Origin of the sequence: Paenibacillus sp. NPDC101420 (assembly GCF_050277435.1) — a bacterium.
GTDB lineage: Bacteria > Bacillota > Bacilli > Paenibacillales > Paenibacillaceae > Paenibacillus_AQ.
The window spans coordinates 458,003-475,517 of sequence record NZ_JBNNSE010000001.1 but is presented as its reverse complement, the minus strand read 5'-3'; the positions used below and the strand labels follow the sequence as shown (position 1 = coordinate 475,517).

16 protein-coding genes and 1 other annotated feature are annotated in these 17,515 nt (G+C 42.2%); of the genes, 10 read left to right on the top strand and 6 right to left on the bottom strand.

What is annotated here, in order from left to right; translation table 11 throughout:
* Positions 1-331: 331 nt before the first annotated feature.
* Positions 332-1,399, top strand: coding sequence for an ABC transporter ATP-binding protein (locus ACQKMP_RS02190; RefSeq protein WP_042187548.1), 1,068 nt, complete (start codon positions 332-334; stop codon positions 1,397-1,399).
* A gap of 187 nt (positions 1,400-1,586) precedes the next feature.
* Positions 1,587-3,053, top strand: coding sequence for a glycoside hydrolase family 43 protein (locus ACQKMP_RS02185; protein ID WP_042187550.1), 1,467 nt, complete (start codon positions 1,587-1,589; stop codon positions 3,051-3,053).
* A gap of 87 nt (positions 3,054-3,140) precedes the next feature.
* Here ACQKMP_RS02185 and fabF read toward each other — a convergent pair whose 3' ends face one another.
* The gene (fabF, locus tag ACQKMP_RS02180) at positions 3,141-4,379 is read right to left on the bottom strand and encodes a beta-ketoacyl-ACP synthase II (protein ID WP_339247561.1); all 1,239 of its coding nucleotides are present in this window, start codon (positions 4,377-4,379) and stop codon (positions 3,141-3,143) included.
* A 124-nt stretch (positions 4,380-4,503) separates the two neighbouring features.
* Between fabF and ACQKMP_RS02175 the strand changes: the two genes are divergently transcribed.
* On the top strand, positions 4,504-5,352 hold the full coding sequence (locus ACQKMP_RS02175; RefSeq protein ID WP_339803105.1) for a helix-turn-helix transcriptional regulator: 849 nt from the start codon (positions 4,504-4,506) through the stop codon (positions 5,350-5,352).
* Between the two features lie 106 nt (positions 5,353-5,458).
* Here ACQKMP_RS02175 and ACQKMP_RS02170 read toward each other — a convergent pair whose 3' ends face one another.
* Positions 5,459-6,628 (bottom strand): MFS transporter, encoded by a 1,170-nt coding sequence (locus ACQKMP_RS02170; protein ID WP_042187555.1) that lies wholly within the window; start codon positions 6,626-6,628, stop codon positions 5,459-5,461.
* A 186-nt stretch (positions 6,629-6,814) separates the two neighbouring features.
* On the opposite strand from ACQKMP_RS02170, the gene ACQKMP_RS02165 reads away from it, so the two are divergent.
* The gene (locus tag ACQKMP_RS02165; RefSeq protein ID WP_339247570.1) at positions 6,815-7,231 is read left to right on the top strand and encodes a hypothetical protein; all 417 of its coding nucleotides are present in this window, start codon (positions 6,815-6,817) and stop codon (positions 7,229-7,231) included.
* 158 nt (positions 7,232-7,389) lie between these two features.
* On the top strand, positions 7,390-8,154 hold the full coding sequence (locus ACQKMP_RS02160) for an exodeoxyribonuclease III (RefSeq protein ID WP_076283362.1): 765 nt from the start codon (positions 7,390-7,392) through the stop codon (positions 8,152-8,154).
* Positions 8,155-8,220: 66 nt separating this feature from the next.
* On the opposite strand, the gene ACQKMP_RS02155 is transcribed toward ACQKMP_RS02160, so the two are convergent.
* Both ACQKMP_RS02155 and ACQKMP_RS02150 read right to left on the bottom strand, forming a co-directional pair.
* Entirely contained in the window at positions 8,221-9,663 is a 1,443-nt protein-coding gene (locus tag ACQKMP_RS02155; RefSeq protein WP_379421799.1) for a serine hydrolase domain-containing protein, read from the bottom strand.
* Positions 9,664-9,749: 86 nt separating this feature from the next.
* Positions 9,750-10,886, bottom strand: coding sequence for a VanZ family protein (locus ACQKMP_RS02150; RefSeq protein WP_042187561.1), 1,137 nt, complete (start codon positions 10,884-10,886; stop codon positions 9,750-9,752).
* Between the two features lie 149 nt (positions 10,887-11,035).
* On the opposite strand from ACQKMP_RS02150, the gene ACQKMP_RS02145 reads away from it, so the two are divergent.
* Positions 11,036-11,383: a hypothetical protein gene (locus ACQKMP_RS02145; RefSeq protein ID WP_042187563.1), complete on the top strand. Its 348-nt coding sequence runs from the start codon at positions 11,036-11,038 to the stop codon at positions 11,381-11,383.
* A 166-nt stretch (positions 11,384-11,549) separates the two neighbouring features.
* The gene (locus ACQKMP_RS02140; protein WP_042187565.1) at positions 11,550-12,782 is read left to right on the top strand and encodes an aminopeptidase; all 1,233 of its coding nucleotides are present in this window, start codon (positions 11,550-11,552) and stop codon (positions 12,780-12,782) included.
* Between the two features lie 238 nt (positions 12,783-13,020).
* Here the strand turns inward: ACQKMP_RS02140 and trpS are convergent, their stop codons facing one another.
* Entirely contained in the window at positions 13,021-14,016 is a 996-nt protein-coding gene (gene trpS / locus ACQKMP_RS02135) for a tryptophan--tRNA ligase (RefSeq protein WP_042193769.1), read from the bottom strand.
* 102 nt (positions 14,017-14,118) lie between these two features.
* Positions 14,119-14,402 (bottom strand) — a binding site (T-box leader).
* 201 nt (positions 14,403-14,603) lie between these two features.
* On the opposite strand from trpS, the gene ACQKMP_RS02130 reads away from it, so the two are divergent.
* Positions 14,604-15,029: a hypothetical protein gene (locus ACQKMP_RS02130; protein ID WP_427468747.1), complete on the top strand. Its 426-nt coding sequence runs from the start codon at positions 14,604-14,606 to the stop codon at positions 15,027-15,029.
* A gap of 56 nt (positions 15,030-15,085) precedes the next feature.
* On the opposite strand, the gene ACQKMP_RS02125 is transcribed toward ACQKMP_RS02130, so the two are convergent.
* Positions 15,086-15,454: a winged helix-turn-helix transcriptional regulator gene (locus ACQKMP_RS02125; RefSeq protein WP_042187569.1), complete on the bottom strand. Its 369-nt coding sequence runs from the start codon at positions 15,452-15,454 to the stop codon at positions 15,086-15,088.
* Between the two features lie 224 nt (positions 15,455-15,678).
* Between ACQKMP_RS02125 and ACQKMP_RS02120 the strand changes: the two genes are divergently transcribed.
* A complete protein-coding gene (locus ACQKMP_RS02120) occupies positions 15,679-16,215 on the top strand; it encodes a sigma-70 family RNA polymerase sigma factor (protein ID WP_042187570.1) in 537 nt (178 codons plus the stop codon).
* Positions 16,208-17,329 (top strand): DUF4179 domain-containing protein, encoded by a 1,122-nt coding sequence (locus ACQKMP_RS02115; RefSeq protein ID WP_427468746.1) that lies wholly within the window; start codon positions 16,208-16,210, stop codon positions 17,327-17,329. Before ACQKMP_RS02120 ends, ACQKMP_RS02115 begins: the two co-directional genes overlap by 8 nt.
* The last annotated feature ends 186 nt before the right edge of the window (positions 17,330-17,515 follow it).

Sequence of the window (17,515 nt, the reverse complement as noted above, 5' to 3'; positions counted from 1 at the left end):
ACATGACCATGTAACTTTTGCTTTGGTTGTATTATTCGTGTATATTTTGATAGTGGGCTTTAGAATCATGGCAGTATTCCTTCCATACCATTTATTGTATTTAGCAGTACCTAGTAGTTCTTCCTTATTCTCTATTTGCGTATTTTAAAGAGGAGCTATCGCAACTATTGAGCACGCAATAATTAGATCTAGTACTAAAGTGTGAGGTTAGCCGTATTTTTTTCAGAAAAATCTTGACTAGAACCCTTAAAACTAGATAAAATAATACTTATTGCTTACAACATGCTGAGAATCATTATCATAATTGACGAGGAAATGAGAGGGTGACAAGATGGAGCGCCTTTTAGAGGTAAAAGACTTAGCGATATCATTCAAAACACACGGCGGAGAGGTACAAGCGATCCGTGGTGTTAGCTTCCATGTAGATAAAGGTGAAACTCTAGCGATTGTTGGGGAGTCAGGTTCCGGTAAAAGTGTAACCTCACAAGCGGTTATGAAGCTAGTTCCCACACCACCAGGAGAATATAAACGCGGACAGATTCTGTTCGATGGACAAGATTTGATTGGCAAGACAGAGAAGCAGATGCAGAAGATCCGCGGTAAAGAGATCGGTATGATCTTCCAAGATCCGATGACCTCTCTGAACCCAATGATGAAGGTCGGCAGACAAATTACTGAAGTGCTGCTTAAACATGAGAACATCTCCAAGGCTGATGCGAATAAACGTGGGATTGAGCTTCTCAATCTTGTAGGTATTCCTTCTCCAGAACGTCGTTTCAATCAATATCCACATGAATTCAGTGGTGGTATGCGTCAACGTGTTGTTATTGCAATGGCACTTGCTGCGAACCCTAAGCTTCTGATTGCGGATGAGCCGACTACTGCGCTCGACGTAACCATCCAAGCACAAATCCTTGATTTGATGAAGGAATTGCAGAAGAAGATTGATACAGCTATTATTTTTATCACCCATGATCTCGGGGTTGTAGCAAGAATGGCAGATCGTGTAGCTGTAATGTATGCTGGACAAATTGTTGAAATGGGAACAGCGGAAGAGATCTTCTACGATCCAAGACACCCATACACTTGGGGCTTGCTAGCTTCCATGCCAAGTCTAGAGAGCAAAGGATCTTTGCTAACAGCAATTCCTGGTACTCCTCCAGATTTGATCAAACCGCCTAAGGGCGATGCTTTCGCACTACGTTCCACTTACGCTATGCAAATCGATATGGAGAAAGAGCCTCCAATGTATAAGGTTTCGGATACCCATATGGTGAAGTCTTGGCTAATGCATCCGATGGCTCCTAAGGTGGAACCGCCGGCAGTTGTTAAGAACAGACAACGTGTGCTTAAGAATGCTTATCCAGAGCCAGTTTTGGTACAAGAAGGCGCTAATTAAAGAGATTATTTTACGTAAAATATAAAAGAAACGTCAGGCCATTTCGATGGCTTGGCGTTTTTTTATGTGTATGAATGTTCACTATTATTTAAATAAATATGAATTAATACGAACTTAGTTAAATAAAAGGATTGACTATTGTTTGTTTTCGTTTCAAAATGAAAAGGCATACATAGGAGGTATAACGATGAGAAAAGCAATTATGACTACAATGATCAGCGTTTCATTATTAGCAGTAACCGCGTGCAATGACAATTCAGCTAGTTCCAGCAACACAAATAACGTAGCTGACTCTGCCCAGCCTGTCTTCAAAAATGTATCTGTACATGATCCGTCGATCATTATGACAGATAACAAATACTATGTGTTCGGCTCTCATTTAGCATCTGCTAAATCAAATGATCTGATGTCTTGGACTCAGCTGTCCTCTGGGGTGGTAGAAGGAAACGTTCTCATTCCTAATGTCAAAGAGGAGTTTGCTGAAGCATTAAAATGGGCACAGACGGATACCTTATGGGCACCCGATGTTATCCAATTGGCGGATGGCAAATACTATATGTATTACAATGCTTGTAAAGGGGATTCCCCGTTGTCTGCACTCGGCATAGCTGTGTCGGACAATATTGAGGGACCTTATAAGAATAAAGGAATCATTCTGAAGTCAGGTATGATGGGCAAGGGTGATGATGGAGAAATATATGATGCCACTCAAAAGCCGAATGTAGTAGATCCGGATGTGTTCTTTGATAAAGAAGGGAAGCTGTGGATGGTCTATGGCTCTTACTCCGGTGGTATTTTTATTATGGAACTAGATGCGAATACAGGCTTCCCGCTGCCAGATCAAGGTTATGGCAAAAAGCTTTTGGGTGCGAACCATGCTCGGATAGAAGCTCCATATATGCTGTACAGTCCGGAAACGGATTACTACTATCTGTTCCTATCCTACGGTGGTCTGGCTGCAGACGGTGGATATAACATCCGTGTAGCTCGTTCAAAGGCGCCTGATGGACCTTTCGAAGATTCTGAGGGTCAAGATATGATTAATGCACAAGGATCGCCATCCGTATTGTTCGATGATCCAGCATATGCTCCTTATGGAGTGAAGCTAATGGGGAATTTTGAATTCTTGAATACAGATGACGAGCTGCCAGTGAGTGGAGAAGGATATGTATCACCAGGTCATAACTCAGCGTTTTATGATGAAGAGAATGGCAAGTATTATCTGATCTTCCATACACGGTTCCCGAATCGTGGAGAAAAGCATGAGGTAAGAGTTCATCAGATGTTTATGAACAGTGAGGGCTGGCCGGTTGTAGCCCCGCACCGCTATGGCGGAGAGAGCATAGAGAAATACACAAAAGAGCAAATTTCAGGCGAATATAAATATGTAAACCATAACAAAGACATTACGGCTGATATCGTGCAGTCGGAGCTGATTGAATTCACTAAGAGCGGTAAGATTAAAGGAGCAGTAAAAGGGAAATGGAAGCTTATTGATGATCATACTGCTGAGCTTACCATTGACGGTTCTACTTATAATGGGGTGTTCCTGAAAGAGTGGAATGAAGCAACAGCTAGTAACGTTATGACGTTTACTGCGGTTTCCAAGGAAGGTATCTCTATCTGGGGGAGCCACGTATCAACGATGGAATAACAGATTTTTTTGAAATTGGCAGTAGAAACGGGGTACCAATTAGTCCTAAGAATGACTAAGTCGGAACCCCGTTTTATGGATGATTGGTCAATCTTCAAACTTTCGAATCACAATGACAGCATTATGCCCACCGAAACCAAAGGAGTTAGACATGCCTATAGTAAGATCAGATTTTCGCGCAATGTTCGGGACATAATCTAAATCACAGATGGAATCTTTGACCTCCTGATTAATGGTAGGTGGGATGATTCCTTCTTGAATGCTCTTAATTAGGGCAATAGCTTCTAGGCCACCGGCCGCCCCTAAGGCGTGTCCAGTCATGGACTTATTAGCGGTTACGGGAATCTGGTAGGCTTGATCACCGAATAACTTCTTTATCGCAAGGGTCTCAGAGCGGTCACCTACTACTGTACTCGTGGCATGAGCACTAATTACATCCACCTCTTCGGGCTGGAGATTAGCTTCATTCATGGCCAGCTTCATCGCTTGATAAGCACCAATTCCTTCTGGATGGGTGGCGACCATATGATAGGCATCAGAGCTGGCACCATAACCGATAACCTCTCCGTGAATCTTGGCGTTTCTACGCTGCGCATGAGAAAGTGACTCCAAAATAACTATTCCGCCACCTTCACCGATAACAAATCCGTCACGTTCCCCGTCAAAAGGCCGACTCGCCTTAATCGGCTCCTCATTTCGAGTGGATAAGGAGGTGGCATTGCCGAAACTGGCTAAAGAGATTTCAGTAATGGCTGCTTCTGATCCACCAGCAATTACGATGTCGGCACCTCCATAACGGATCAACCGGAAGGCTTCACCGATTGCCGTATTTCCAATAGAGCAGGCAGTTACTGGAGACATTGTAGGACCTAAAGCTCCTAATTTAATGCTGATCATCGCCGCAGCCATATTAGAGATCATCATGGGAATTAAAGTGGGGCTGACCCGATCTGGTCCGCGGCCCTTTAGCACATTCCCTTGTTCCATCAAGGTTTGAATTCCACCAACGCCTGATCCTACATAAACCCCGAGACGTTCCTTGTCAATCTTATCAAGCTGTAGACCGGAATGTGTCCAGGCATCTTCAGCGGCTGCCAGAGCGAACTGACTAAATCTATCCATTCTGCGTGCTTCTTTACGGCCAAATCTGGCCTCCGCATCGAAATCATGCACGACTCCCGCGATCTTTGTCTTAAAGTTAGAGGTATCAAATGAAGTGATTGGGGAAATACCCGACTCACCAGAAACTAGACGATCCCAGAATTGTTCTATTGTATTTCCAAGGGGCGAGATTAAGCCCATACCTGTAATAACTACGCGTTCCATAATGAACCTCCTCAAGAAGTGTATATAGGTATTTTTCCACTTATTTTATCCTATTACAAGTTATCGTTTATCATAGTATAATTTGTACTATACTAAAGAATGTAACAGAGAGGAGAGGAAGCGTATGGCTAATCAGACGAGATTGCAGGCATTATCAGATTTCTTAAAAGCACGCCGTGCTGCGATCTCACCCAGCTCTGTTGGGCTGCCAGAGGGCACGCGCAGGAGAACGCCTGGACTTCGCAGGGAAGAAGTTGCACAGTTAGCGGGGGTAAGCAGTACCTGGTATACGTGGCTAGAACAGGGCAGGGATATTAAAGTATCTTCGTCTGTTCTAGACTGTATTGCGACTGCCCTAAAGCTAACTAATGATGAGCGGAAATATCTTTTTGCACTAGCACTAGAGACTGGAACAGGGAATGTTCTATTTCAGCAAGAGGAATCCTCAGTAATTAGTCCTTCTCTACAGAAAATTTTACAGGAGCTTAAGACTTGTCCTACGATTATTTCAGACCGACGTTGCGGGATTGTTGGTTGGAATGAGGCTGCAGCACATGTGTTTCTAGATTTCTCTAAGCTGCCCATCGAGGAGAGAAACATGATTCGTTTGTTATTTGTTCGTAAGGAGTTCAGACGTTTAGCTGTAAATTGGGAACAATTTGTAAGTGGTTATCTATCCATCTTCAGAGCGTATTACGGACAATATGTAGAGGATCGTTGGTATGATGAATTTATTGAGGAATTAAAGGGACTGCATCCAGCGTTTAATGAAATGTGGGAACAAAGTCGTGTAAGCTCTGCTCCAGATGTGCTATTGGAATTCAGACATGCCAAAGCAGGGAAAATGTTATTTCATTTAACTTCACTACAGGTTCAAGGCAGCACAGATTTACGTTGTAGTATTTATACGCCTGCCGCGGATTCAAATACTGAAATCAAACTGAAACAGCTTATGGAGCAGCATAAAGAATGACTTAGGTAGAAGTTCATAGAAAAGCATCTCTAGCTGAATTATCAACTAGAGTGCTGCGACCAACAGTGCATGAACTTGAAGTGTAAGACTATTGAATGCTGGAAGATTAATGAGTGGCTATATTCTTTTTATTAGCGTGTTTACTTCCATAGATTCTGTACAATATCAATCCGAACAGCATACCGATAAATGACATCACGGAAATTGTTAAATAAAGGACCTTACCTCCAAAGGCTTCATATAATGCTCCACCTGCATAAGAGGCGAGAATTCCTGATACACCGAAGAACAGTAACGCCAACACAGTTTGACCCGTAGCACGCCATTCCACAGGCACAATACTATATAGATACTGAATAGCTGCAGAGTAGAATACCGGGAAGGTAAGGATTTGTAGAATCTGTAAATAAGCTAATAAATGCGGATCCAAAATCCAGGCCGAAATAAAGAATCGAAGAAAATAAAAGGCTCCAGAAATCGAAATAATGATTAGCTCTTTTCCTTTGCGCAGCCACCAAAAGCTTAAGGCGAACACAATAATTTCACTCATTGCGGCGATAAAGAACGATTGACCAACTAATTCAGGACTACCACCAAGCTCGCGAATATAAACTCCAAGGAAGGTATCGTTCATTCGTGCGGGAACGGAGCTAATAAAGATGAGCACTAGAAATAGCAGTGTTTCTTTGTTGCTAAGAAAATGCTTCAGGCTGTCAAGTGTGACCGGTTTACCGGTCACCGGAGCATCTGGCATGAACCAGCTGACTACGAAGCTTGTAAGACTAATCGCGACGAACAGCAAGGCCATCCCTTGTGAACCGAAATAACTCATCACATAACCTGTGAGTAGGGCCATAACACCGTACCCTAACGCACCGTATGTACGTATCGAACCATAACTAATTCCAGCTGCCTCAGAGATTCGGAAATTCAGGCTTTCAGCTAGCGGATCGATAGGCATTAAGAAGAAATAGAGCAGCATCGCAAAAAGAATAAGTCGCACGTAGCTGCTAGAATCGAATAAAAAGTATCCCGTTACCGCAGAGCATAACAACAGAATTAACAGCACTTTGCGGATCGTTCTTGTTTTGTCACTGATCATCCCCCATAAGGGTTGAGCAATAATGGTAACAAACCCTCCAGTACCAATAATGAATCCAATTTGCGCCGGGTTAAGACCCTGCTCCCCTAAATAGACTGGCAGAAAAGGAATAAACATAGCCAGCAACGCAAAATACAAAAAGTTAAACCCTCGTAATAGTGTTGGTGCATTCATAAGTCTCTTTACCTCACGTATTTAATAATATTTGTATAGTGTCAATTTGGTTATTGTATCACGGATGTTGAATGATTAGGATATAAATCTATGATAAAAATATACTATTCTCCCATATGATATATCCATTCAAGGTTCAGTTCATTTTCATAGAATGTTGTATAACCTTGAAAGGAAGTGTTAAGAATGGCGTCAATTATTGATTATGGTTCTACGTTTTTAACTGTTGATGGTCCAGTATTGGCGGTTGGTGTTGGTCAAGGAATAACTACTACCTCTGTATTTCTTGATCCGGCTAATCCTGCAACTTATCGTTCGAGAGTTGAGCTAAAAGCGAGTTTCGGTGTTGATAGTTTTTCATTTACAGATGATATTCGCGTAGATATTTACAGAGGTGCTACAAAAGTATACAGTAGCCCGCTCAATCGATTCTTCGAACCTGGTAACAACCTTCAGATTGTAAACGTGCTTGCTGTGGATGGTGGACTGCCGGGAACCCAAATTTATACACTGGGTGTTCTATTTGCTAATAGTAATAATGCTGGAAGTTTAATTCAAATAAAAGGCCCAATTACATTCACAGCTACAGCCATTGGTCTATAAGTTAGCTAGCGTATGAATTAACCAAAAGCTGCACCAATTCTCCGCAATGGAGAGAGGTGCGGCTTTTGCTGCTATACATATCCCGTCAGCTCACTATAGTGATATAATAACCGCAGTAATAGTATAACTAAAGCAAAATGCAAGGAGAAAAGCCGATGATAAAGCTGGTATCATGGAATGTTAATGGCCTTCGGGCATGTGTCAAAAAAGGGTTTAATGACTATTTCAAAGAAGTAGATGCGGATATCTTCTGTGTTCAAGAAACAAAGCTTCAGGAAGGGCAAATTACACTGGAGCATGGCGAAGAATACGATCAATATTGGAATTACGCAGTGAAGAAGGGCTATTCCGGTACGGCAATATTCTCTAAAATCAAGCCGATCTCTGCGAGATATGGGATGGAAGAAGATGAAGAAGCAGAAGGCCGGATCATTACATTAGAGTTCGAACATTTTTATCTGGTCAACGTCTATACGCCTAATGCCAAACGAGATCTGTCTCGATTGGCATATAGAATGGAATGGGAGGACCGTTTCCGTAATTATCTCTTAGAACTGGATAAGCGTAAACCAGTTGTTGTCTGTGGAGACCTAAATGTTGCCCATGAAGATATTGATATCAAGAATGCAAAGGCTAACCGTGGGAACTCCGGTTTTACGGATGAAGAGAGAGGGAAAATGAGTACACTGCTTGAGTCGGGCTTCATAGATACGTTCAGATATCTTCACCCGGAGCTTGAGGGAGTGTATTCATGGTGGTCTTATATGCCGAAGGTGAGAGAGCGGAATGTGGGCTGGCGAATTGATTATTTCTTAGCTTCTTCTAGACTTGCACCTAATGTAATTGATGCCCAAATTGATTGTCAGATCATGGGTAGTGATCATTGCCCAGTCATGTTGAAGCTAGCTGATTTTTCGGAATAAAAAAAGGGATATAAGGCCGCTAAGTTCCTGCATAGGACGAAGCGGCCTTTCTATTATTAACTATACCTATTGTATTCTTCCGATAATATCATCGAATTCAAGCGGTCCCATATTCACATTAATCCGCTGTTTAAGGATTAGCATGTTCTCTAGAATTTTAATATCAAGTGTAATCAAGAAAGGCATTTCAACAAATAGCAAGGACAACTGAAGTTGATCTTCTGCAGTCCAAGTAAAGCTGGACATAATCCGGTTCATGGAAGGCTCCAGGATGAGTGCAAAGCTTTCGAGCCATTGTCCTCGGCCTAATCGGATGACATTCTTTTCACCAAGTTTAGTTATTAAAGTAACTTCAGCTTCATCATTGTTGAAAGAGATAGAGATAGTAGCTAGTGAAAATTGGTTGTCATCGAGTGTATAGGTTATACCATTCAATTGATCTTCTTGAAAAGATGACCGCTGCAATTGTGGAGGGTCTATCGATAAGTTTTTTAATTGGTCTGCCAATTTGGCTGTTAATGCTTGTTCTTCCAGAAGAGGGACATCTTTCATATTGGGTAATAAATGCTCCCACACTGCATTCAAAATACCTTGAATACTATTTGAAGCGGCAGTAATAGCAATTACCGCATCCTGATCAGGAAGAACAACGCAGAGTTGTCCGAATGCGCCATCGGCGCGGTAGGCTCCGTGTTGGCATCTCCAGAATTGATAACCATATCCGAGCGCCCAGTCATGATCGCCTTCGCCATTGGAAATGTGTTTGGAAGTTGCCTCATTAATCCACTGTTCAGGCAGGATTCGTTGATTATTCCAGATCCCTTTTTGTAAGTAAAGCTGGCCGAATTTAGCGATATCCTCTGTGGTAATGCTTAAGCCAAATCCCCCCGTGTTAATTCCACGTGGACAAGACTGCCAAGTTGCTCCGTGAATACCGAGCGGAGCGAACAGACGCGGTTCTAGATATTCTAGCAGTGTTTGGCCAGTAACTCGTTGAAGGATCGCGGACAGCATGTAAGTGGCGCCGGTATTATATAGGAAATGTGTACCTGGTTGTTTCTCCACTGGGACTGAGAAGAAAGCTTTAACCCAATTCCCGTCTGCACTTTTATGAAGTGTGTCCATAGTATCCACGACATGCCCGGTACCCATCATCAATAGATGTCTGATTGTCATGTTGGATAGATTGTCAGTGATAGTCGCAGGAGCCTCTTCAGGGAAGAAGGAGATGACTGAATTGTCGAGTGTGATTAGCTTTTCTGTGACCGCAATCCCGATTGCCGTTGAGGTGAAGCTTTTGCTAAGGGAAAATAGCATATGTGGAAGATCGGACTTATAAGGAGACCACCAGCCTTCAGAGACCACATACCCATGCCTAAGGAGCATGAAGCTATGCAGACCTAAGCTTTGCGTCTCTACTGCATCAATAAAGCTGGATATTGCGGCTGATGATATGCCCTGCTCTTCTGGAAGACTTCTAGACAACTGCAAGCTACTTGTAGTTTCCATTCATTCATCTCCTAAATTTTGAGAATCCTTGCCTTCCTATTTTATAATAATTTCCATTGTATAAATACTATATAAAATGAAGATTTTTAATCCTCTAAAGAGCTGCTGTTGGAGGCATCGGTATGCAATCTTTTCTCAGGCCATGAAATAACATGCGAGGTTCGGCTTAATTTCTCATAGATTAGCTGGTCATCTTTTTTGAATACCTTAATGATTAAATGAATAAAGAAAACTAAATCGACCAGTAGAACAATGAGGTAAGCGACCGTTCTCAATGGTGAAGATAGAAGCCCTGTCACATCAGAATCGATAACAAGCGCGTGAAGTCCAAGTAATATCCAATATAGTAGACCATATCGGATCATAAGCGCCCAGAAAGAAGCTCGATTACCTTTGCTCGTCACCCGAATACGTACAATCCATTTGCCTAAGGTCCGCCCACCAGTGAAAGCTGGAATCAGGATGAAGTAAATCCCTGTTACAATCCAGAAAGCACTTTTTATATCGAATCCATAAAGTACACCAAACCCGATGATCCACACCATACTATCGATGAAAAAAGCAATCCCTCTGCGGGTATAGGAGACTCTTTTGGCAGAACGGTCGATATTCGTATCCAGTTGTTCTATGCGTGGCAGTAACCCGTTTATCCAGATAGAAATTCGGAATCCAAAGATCCCTCCCAGCGTGTTGGTTATAAGATCATCGACATCAAATAGACGGTAGGGATGATCAAAAAAGCCGTAGATGCCTGTAACCTGAGTGACCTCAAAAGATAACGAAAGTATGAAAGACAAGAGAATACACATTCCCCAGCGCGTTCGGAAATAGTAGCCCAGAAACAATCCAAACGGCACGGTCAAAGCGATGTTAAATATCACCTGTAAAAAAGCAGGCTCGCGCAGTAATGACCAATACGTTGAAATCTGATCAGGTATGATCTTAGAACCATCTATAATATCTTGTATGAATTGAAGAGGGACGAGCTGCATCATACTTCCCGAAGGTGCCATATTATGTCTTGAGGAAGGCATCGGAAGCAAAACGAGAAAATAAGCGTTCATCAGATAGAGCAGCAATAAGTATAGGATTAAAGCTCTAAGCTTATGGATGTAGCCGTGTCTACGGTATTGAACGATTAGAAAAGGGAGTGTGAAGATCAATGCCGCTATAGGAAACATCATAAAGGCATAAGAAATTGGGAAAAAGTAAGAATGAAACATAAGTCACCTGCCGAATCATTGTTTTTGTGGAATAATGTAGTTTGCTGCAAACTAGCGTTCCCGGCTCATTATAAAATTTTATGATAGGGAACTCAACTTATTTATTTAGCGCTTCCGGCATACATATGTCTATAGAGGAGCGTGAAGTGATGGAGAAAAAGGTGCAGCAGTATTATCGACTGAAGCAAAAGCAAAAGGAAATTGAAAAAGAGTTAGCAGAGCTTCGGCAGGATATTCTAAGCTATTGTAGTGAGCAGGGGGCTACCGAGACTGAAATCGGAAGCTACAAAGTGAAGCTAGTGATGCAAAATCGCAAAGAATATGATGATCTCAAGTTATATGAAACCCTATCAGACCCCGAAGTGTGGCGTATGCTCTCCAAATCAGATCCCGCGAAGGTAGCAAGTTTGACCAAGCTTAACGTAATCTCTGAGGACAAGATTATGCATACCTATTCTTTAAAGACCGTAACGTTGCTGCAAGTGGATAAAAAATAAGGATTTACGTGAGCGGTTCCTTTCATGGGGGCCGCTTTATTATATCGAATCGCAACTCTTAGCATTTTGCGTTAAAATAAGAAGTGAAGCTGACCGTCTGCTGTTAAGGAGCTCCGGTGCTTTGGTGCGACAGTAAAGCAACCATAGAGATGGAGGAAGAGAATTCATGAAAGATTTTGATGTCATGTTAGAGAAATATGCGAACCTGGTTGTAAAAGTAGGGGTAAATGTACAGCCTGGACAAGTTTTGATGGTGCATGCACCTATTGAAACGGCAGAGCTTACTCGCTTGATTGTAAGTAAAGCCTATGAAGCAGGTGCTAAATATGTAATCGTTGATTGGGACGATGAAGCGACTACACGTATTCGTTACGAAAAAGCCCCAGAAGATTCCTTCGATTACTATCCACAGTGGCAAGCAGAAATGATGGAGAAGTTTGCGGAAGAGAACGGCGCCATCTTACATATTAAAGTACCAGATCCGGAATTGTTCAATGGTATTGATTCTTCCAAAGTGTCAAGAGCAGTTAAAGCGGCAGCTGTTGCTCGCAAAAACTACTCCAAATATACTCGTAATAGCAAAATTAGCTGGTCTCTCGTTAAGGCTCCAACGCGTGCTTGGGCGAACAAGGTGTTTGCTGATCTTCCAGAGGAAGAGCGAGTAGAGGCTATGTGGGAAGCGGTGTTCCAGATGAATCGTGTAGGTAGCGAGGATCCAGTTGCCGCATGGAGAGAGCATATCGGTCAATTGAAAGAAAGTCAGGATAGAATGAACGCTAAGCGTTATAAAAGCCTGCATTACCGCGCTCCGGGAACGGATCTGCATGTGGAGCTTCCAGAAGGACATTTATGGCGTGGAGGCGGCGGAGAGAATGATAAAGGCGTGTATTTCGTGGCTAATATGCCAACGGAAGAGATCTATTCCATGCCACATCGTACAGGTGTGAATGGTACCGTTAGAAGCACACTTCCATTGAATCTGAACGGACGTTTGGTAGAAGGCCTTTCCTTCACTTTTAAAGATGGAAAAGTAGTAGCATATGAAGCTGAATCCGGACGTGAGCATTTGACTTCGCTGCTGGCAACCGATGAAGGTGCATCCTATTTAGGAGAAGTGGCTTTAGTGCAGCATGATTCTCCAATCTCTCGCTTGAACCGAATTTTCTACAATACAGGGATTGATGAGAATGCCTCCTGCCATTTCGCGTTGGGAAGTGCTTATCCTGTCAATATTGAAGGCGGCACAAAGCTTACGAATGAAGAGCTTGTCGCACGAGGTGCTAATGTCAGCTTAACGCATGTCGATTTTATGATTGGTTCAGCTGAGCTGGATATTGACGGAGAATTGGCGGATGGTACGATTGAGCCGGTATTCCGTAAAGGGAATTGGGTGCTATAAGTGAAAATAAGGCCGTAATGATCCCTTGGGGGGAGGGTTACGGCCTTTTTTTGAAGAAAGGATTTACGTTATAGAAAGTATTTTTATATAGAAGCGGACAAGTATAAAGTCCTAACCCCTGGTCCAGAGTATAGCTTCAAGGAGGGATCGACGCTTGTAGCTGCAAGCGAAGCAAAAACAGCCGGCGCTCTCTCCAATAGAGAGTCCGGCGTTTTTTTATTGCCCTTAGAGATCAGTTTTATTTTGAAAAATAATTAAGGCCAATAGCCTCGCGTACTTCGGACATCGTTTCTTGAGCAATATCGCGGGCACGCTTAGTTCCGGATAATAAGATATCCTCAACAACCTTGGGTCTGGCAGCATAATAGGAGCGACGCTCACGCATTGGTTCAATTAGCTGGTCTAGAGCTGTCGTGATAAGCTGCTTACAGGCAGAACAGCTTATACTGCCACTTTCGCAGCTATCGTGAATTTCTGAGGCGCCATGCGAACGAACAGCACGATGATAAGCATAAATGGGACAAATATCTGGATGCCCAGGATCATTTTTATGAACACGGGCTGGATCGGTTGTGGCTTTACGGATCTTGAAGGTGATCTCTTCTTTCGTAGAGTCCAGCTCGATAGCATTGCCGAGGCTTTTACTCATTTTAGCATTGCCGTCTGTTCCTACTAGTCTTGGCGTCTCGCTGATGAGCGCTCTGGGCTCCACAAGGATGGGGCTGTACAGTTCGTTGAATCTACGTACGATTTTGCGGGTCAACTCCAGATGGGGAAGCTGGTCTTCTCCTACAGGAATAATCGTCGCTTTACAAAAGGTTATATCCGCAGCCTGGCTAACTGGATAACCTAGAAAACCATAATACAATTCATCTAAGCTGGAATTTTTCGATTCGGCTTTAATCGTGGGATTATGCCGTAAAGAATTCACAGTAACAAACATGGAGAATAGGACGGTCAGCTCAGCGATCTCAGGAACCATAGATTGAATAAATAGGGTGGCTTTATCTGGATTTATACCCGCCGATAAATAGTCCAGTGTGATTTCATTCAAGTTTTGACCAAGGTATTGAGGCCGATCAAAGTGAGTCGTTAGGGCTTGAATATCTGCTAGAAACACAAAAGTATCATATTGCTCCTGTAGAGTCACTCGGTTCTGTAAACTGCCCACGTAATGGCCAAGGTGCAGCTTTCCGGTCACTCGATCTCCAGTTAATACACGTTCTTTTATCATTTGAATTCCTCCTGTTTTGTCGCTTCTGATTAATATTGAGTCGCCACCACCAGCCATCATCCATGGCCATCACCTCCTTTAAATGACAAAAAAACCTCATCCAATAAGGACGAAGTTGTCGTGGTACCACCTTAAATGATCGCGCAACCAGGTTTCGTTAGTATTACGATCTTCTCTTACCGGTACGGAGAAGGTCTGAGACAATCTCGATACAGGTCCCTTGATAACGGCGGGAAACCCGGCTTTCCCTACAACATCAGCTAAGATGGTTCGGAAGAGCAACTCTAAAGGCCATTCGATCAAGCGCTGGACACCGGTTCGCAGCAGCCACCGGCTCTCTGAAGTCCATGTTCGATTGTCTACTTACCCTTTGTCTGCGTTGTTCATGATATTTTGGTAATTGTAATTCTGATAAGTGAGTTTGTCAATGGTTGGAAATTAGATGATGATACAGAGCATCTAGGTTTATATGATCTAGCAAAGTATCACTTAAATGTATATTATCATCAGCAATTAAGTCCAATCTATCATTGTTGATTCACAATATAATAATGTATAACCTTGTAATTGGAATGGAGTGATGATAAATGGCGACAAATATAAGTTATGGTTCACAGGCAAAAATCCCTTTAGACCCGTTTAATGCTGTTACAACGGTTGCAGGGATTCCTGGAGCTGGAGCGGGTCTTGCCACAGCGCAAGTAAATATTAGCCCAGCTAACCCAGCTTCTTTCTCTAGTAGAGTCGAGTTAAATGGTAGTTTTAGTCTTACTGCACTTGCTGATAGTCAATTTCTTGTTTTAATCCGACGTGCAGGAGTCGATATTTATAGCTCCTTTTTTCGTTTTACTACAATTACTGATATTCAATTAAATGTTCAGTGGGTTGATGGTCCTTATATTGGAGTCCACAATTATGAATTGGTAATTCAAAATGATAGCAACTTACCTATAAATCTATTTGGCCCCATATCATTCACAGCAACTGCTATTGGAGGAGACGGAGTAATTTAAGTTAAGGACAGTTAAATCAATCTGATTTAACTGTCCTTATTTTCATAGGGTAAAATTTATTTATTTAAAATGTTGTCCTCTAAAACAGCATATTTATCGCCATACTGCTTAATGATATGTTGTTCTCCCCAATTACATAGAGAAGTTAAAATGTCGCTTAAACTATCACCATACTCACTAAGCTCATATTCCACTTTGGGTGGAACCTGATTGTATACGATCCGGTTGATAATTCCATCGGCCTCAAGTTCGCGTAGTTGCTGGGTTAACATTTTTTGAGTAATTCCGGGCATTAACTGTTTTAGTTCCGATGTTCGCTTTTTGCCATGAGTTAAATGACACAAAATTACACATTTCCATTTCCCTCCAATTACTTCGAGTGTGGCCTCAACAGAAATATTGTATTTTTTCTTGATAGTTGTCATGATATCCTCCAATGTATGGGTACTTTTTAGTACCTATGGTACTTTTAAGTGCGTACTGTTGATTATGTCCAATTTTACTTATCATAACATTTATCGTTCTTTTTTTATAGAATGTTATAATTTTAAGTGCTCAGTCCCAAAAAAGTTAATACAAATAAAAACCGTTTCTATACCCTCCCCGTCTTAATCTATGAGAGGTTTAGGAGAGGGGGCTAAGGAAGGATATGACGATGACTAATGCAGAAATGAAGAAGGTAACGATTCTTGATTCTCGGAGCGAGACGGATTTCTACGATTCTATATTGGTACATAGAGAACAGCTATACAGTATTGCCTATAGCTACTTGCGTAACCGGAATGATGCGCTTGAAGCGATGCAGGAAATGACTTGCCGGGCCTGGATCAAAAGAAAAACGTTAAAGGATCCAAAAGCGTTTAAATCATGGATCATTCGGATCCTGATTTATGTCTGTATAGATGAACAAAGACGTAGAAAGCGTTCCATGCCGCTTGTTGACGAGAGAATAGGAGAGCAGATTACGCACATTGGCCATCATCGGATGGAAATGCTGTGGGCACTTGAACAGGTTAAACCCAAGTATCGCCATGTGCTGCTGCTTAAATACTACAACGATATGACCTTAAATGAGATTGCTAAAATACTGGATAAACCTGAAGGAACGGTCAAGACATGGCAGCATAAAGGACTCAAGCAGTTAAGAACGATCATTAAGAATCGGGGTGATTGGAACCATGAGTAGTCAGGAGGAGCTTGCCATGTTAATCGATGCTGAACGGATCCCACATGAGCAAAAAATGGAGAGTGCAGCCGCACAAATCTATGCCATTCAAGCTGGACTCGAACTAGGTAAAAAGCGCGGAAAAAAGCTAATGTTCGCTAGAAGCGCTATGGCTGTACTGACTGCATCTGTTTTGATTGCAGGTTTACTCTTCTTCAATCCAACCCAATTGATGCCACAGCAAGCCTCTACAAGTATTGAATCAAGTGATTGGGGTGTGCTGGAACCTTTTAAGAAGCTGGCTGAATCTGATGTTGATGCCCTTACGTTAGAATCTGCTATTCGAAACGATTATGTGCAAATCGTGAATAAGAGTGCTGAGAAAAACGGATATAAAATCACACTAAATGCTGTGATCGCTGATGAAAATAAAATTATACTGCTATATACAGGGACTACAAGTGGTGGTCAGGAAATTTACAATGTGAATAGTGTTTGGCTGACAGATGCTGTGACAGGACAAAGTGTAGTGGATAAAAATGGGAGTAGAGGTGGGATGGGATTACATGCTGTGGATAGTATTTATACATGGCTCGGAAAAACTATCTATCCACTAGATAAGGATAAAGCATTTCCAAAAGAGGTGGTGGCGAATTTTCAGATCGCTTCAGTGGATCCAGGAATGCTAGCAAAACCAAAAACGGGAACGGATCTAGCTGACATGCGCTATTCTGAACGTTTAAAGGTGAGCTTCGCTATTGATCCAAAATTCTGGGAACAGAAGACCGAGACAGTAGTTATAAATCAGCCTTTTATGATTGACGGACATGAAGTGAATCTTGCGCAGGTGGAGCTATCTCCTTTAAGTATAGTAGTTAAATTTACGTTAAGTGAGGCATTAAAAACCGATTGGGAGATCAGGAATGAGTTATTTGGAAAGACCCCCAGTGAGTTGACATCGCGGGTTGGGAAGCGCGAATTGAAAAATAATTCGATTGGCGGAAGTGGCAGTGAGGACGGATTTATAAGTAACTTTAGCAGTAACGTATTGGATCATCCAAAATTCATTCGTTTGAAGCTTGATGCGGGGCCTGATCGCGAGAAAGAGGAGTATATTGATATCTTGAAAAAATAAGCAGCAAGTGATGAGAGTGAGAATGTGCTGGGATTCGTAATGCAGAAAAAGGTCCGCTGACAGCGACTTTTTTTTGTTTTCTAGAAGATTAAATATGATTATAAAGTCCTTTTTAAAATAGTGCTATAATAGCTCTTTGAGTGTTCTGAGCTGTATTTTGATCTATATGAACTAGGGGTGATAGGT